Genomic DNA, 2,927 nt, shown 5'->3' on the forward strand with positions numbered 1-2,927 from the left:
TTATTACCCTATTTTTTATTAAATTTAATTAAAAAAACAATAAACTATTTAAAATTTTAATTAAATACTAAATTTATGACAAAATATTCAATGTTCATGTCTGATAAAAATATTAAGAAAGAATTAGGTGAAACAGAAAAAATGACAAGATATTCAATGTTTATGTGTGATAATTGTAATTTTATATTTGAAAACAAAGATGTTGTATTTTATATCAATGATGATTTAAGTGAAATGACTGAAGAAGCATTAGGAATATTATCTTCAAGAACTATGACTGGCTCTAAAATTTCAGGATTTGTTCATACTTGGTACTGTATTCATTGCAAAGATTTTGTAGATGAGTATGATATTGTTTCAAATAAAACTAATTTAAGTATAAGAAAAGTAGAAGAAATAATTAAAAAATTATCAAAACATGATAAAGTAATATTCACTACAAATTTAAAAAGTATTTACCATAGAAATTGTCCAAAATGTGGAAGAGAAATAGATGCAGTGTGGAATTTTAATAAATGTCCACAATGTGAAAAAGGAAATCTTAGATTAATAAATGAATACATATATGAAATAAAAGAATATGATTTAAACTAAAAAAAAATAAAAAAACCATATATAAAATAAGAATATGATTTAAACTAAAAAAATCATATAAATCATTCAAATTTCTTCAATATTTCTCCATAAACTTCTTTTAAATCCCCATTAGAATTTTCATAAATTCTTTTTAAAATTAACTCTGGAGTACTTCTAGCAAGATAATTCATTCTAGGAGTTCTATCCACAATTAAATCATAATTTTCATCAAGTCCTTTTGCTTCAATACCATCAACACGTATATCAGTATAATTTATTAATTCTTTAGCCATATGAGTAACAATTATAGCAAAAGAATCTGTTTTTTTAATAAGTTCTATAAAACTTGAAATAATCTTTACTGATGCATCAAGTTCTGTAATTCCTTCAAGTTCATCAAGTAAGACAAGTTTCTGAGAATTAGTAGTAACAATTGGAATAAAAACTCTTAAAAATGATTCAAATGCTCCTGCATCTAATGATCTTTTTTTAGAAAAATGATATAACTCATCAAAAATAGGTACTTTAGCACTATCACAAGCAACTGGAAGACCTATTTGAGTCATTATAGAAACTTGAGAAATAGTTTCCAATAAAGTTGTTTTACCTCCACTATTTGCACCAGTTAATAATGCTATATTACTATCCTCTGTAAGTTCATAATCAATCCTTTGTATTTTATTAGAATCTTTTAATGCAAGATTCAAATGAATAGCGCCTTTAAGTTTAAAGTCATTATCAATAACAGGCCTATGTAAATCATATTCATATGCAAAACTTCCAAGAGTAAACATATAATCAAATTTAATAATTTCCATAACTTCATTATAGGCTTTATCTTTAATACTTGAAAGATAACTTGCTACTTTAATTTTCATATCAAAAAGATTATTTTCAACTTTAGAATTTAAATCTTGTTTAATACGATGAACCTCATTATCATCAATTTCTAAAGGATACTTTTCAAGAAATGGATTAAAATGAATAGAAGTTTTATTATAAATCATTTCACTTAATTCTTTTAAAGTATCGTTAAATATTTTATCAAGTTTTGAAGGCATATCATGATTTAATAAATCAAGAATTTCATCTCCTTCAAGATCAACTTTTTTTATCTCATTTTTAAGTCTATCATCACCATAAGATTTAACTTCTAATAATATTTCATCTAAATCAATGTTTTCTTTTTCAGCTAAATTAATACTATTAAGTATAGGATCAATATCCTCAAGAACAGTTTCTTTATTTAAAATTTTTCTAATTTGTGCAACTTGGTTAAAAAGGAATCTATTATCATTAAAATAACCAATAATTTTATCAGGAATAATTTCATTAATAGATGCTTCTTTATTAATCATTATAAGATTATTTAATTCACCAAAATCTAATGTTCCTTCAGAATAAATATAAAATATTAATTCATAATTATGTATTTCTTCAGCAAAACTTGGAGAATTAATTGCAGTTACAATAGGATAATATTGATTTAAACCTAATTCAGTAAGATATTGATTATCTTCATCAGATTCAACAATTATTATTTTACTTGAATCATAAGGAAGTTTAAAATCTTTAGGTTCATCTAAATTTTTCATTAATCCTCTAAGTTTTATTATAGGTAAATCAGAAACTAATTTTTTAGCATCCATAACAAAATCTATTCTTTTTTCAATTTTATTTTTATCTTTTAATGGAGCAAGTAGGAGAATTCTATTTTTAGAATAATCTGTATTTGAATAAGATAAAATTTTTTCAATAATTTCATCATATAATTGAAATGCTCGTTCATTTTTCAAAAAATCTTGTTTAGGATTCCCAAGTAACTGATTCATTATTTCAATTGCTTTTCTTTGAGAAATTCCATCAATAGATATTAATTTTTCAAGTTCTAAATTATCTACAATTTCTTTAAGGTTTTCTTCACCACCTACTTCTTTTAAAATCTTTGAAGATAATTTATTACCTACACCTTTAATATTTTGTAATTGTAAAGAACTATTCTTATTTTTTACTTCACACATAAAAACCAAACCCACAAAATTAATTGATTTTTTACTAAAATTAATAAATATTTTAGATATACTATATAAATAAAGTTTAGAAAGAGCATTTGAAAACTAATAATTAATAAAAAATAATATAAAATTCTTAAAAACAATGCAAAAATTTCATTAAACATGAAAAATGACAAAAATTATTAAAGAAAAAAAACTAAAAAATGAAAAAACTGAATAAGTAAAAAAAAAAAAAAAAATAAAATAAAAGCTTAAAATGTATTAAAAATAATTGAAAATGTAATATAAAAAAAATAAAGAAAAATAAAAAAAAGAATAATGAAAAAGTAATTAGAT

General features: G+C 21.8%; 2 protein-coding genes. One reads left to right on the forward strand and one right to left on the reverse strand.

What is annotated here, in order from left to right; genetic code table 11:
* Positions 1 to 75 precede the first annotated feature (75 nt).
* A complete protein-coding gene (locus tag BGI41_RS07515) occupies positions 76 to 594 on the forward strand; it encodes a hypothetical protein (RefSeq protein ID WP_143744816.1) in 519 nt (172 codons plus the stop codon).
* Positions 595 to 656: 62 nt separating this feature from the next.
* On the opposite strand, the gene BGI41_RS07520 is transcribed toward BGI41_RS07515, so the two are convergent.
* Positions 657 to 2,597 (reverse strand): DNA mismatch repair protein MutS, encoded by a 1,941-nt coding sequence (locus BGI41_RS07520; RefSeq protein ID WP_088540082.1) that lies wholly within the window; start codon positions 2,595 to 2,597, stop codon positions 657 to 659.
* Positions 2,598 to 2,927: the final 330 nt, after the last annotated feature.

The sequence above is a fragment of the Methanobrevibacter sp. 87.7 genome (genome assembly GCF_002208625.1).
Lineage (GTDB): Archaea > Methanobacteriota > Methanobacteria > Methanobacteriales > Methanobacteriaceae > Methanarmilla.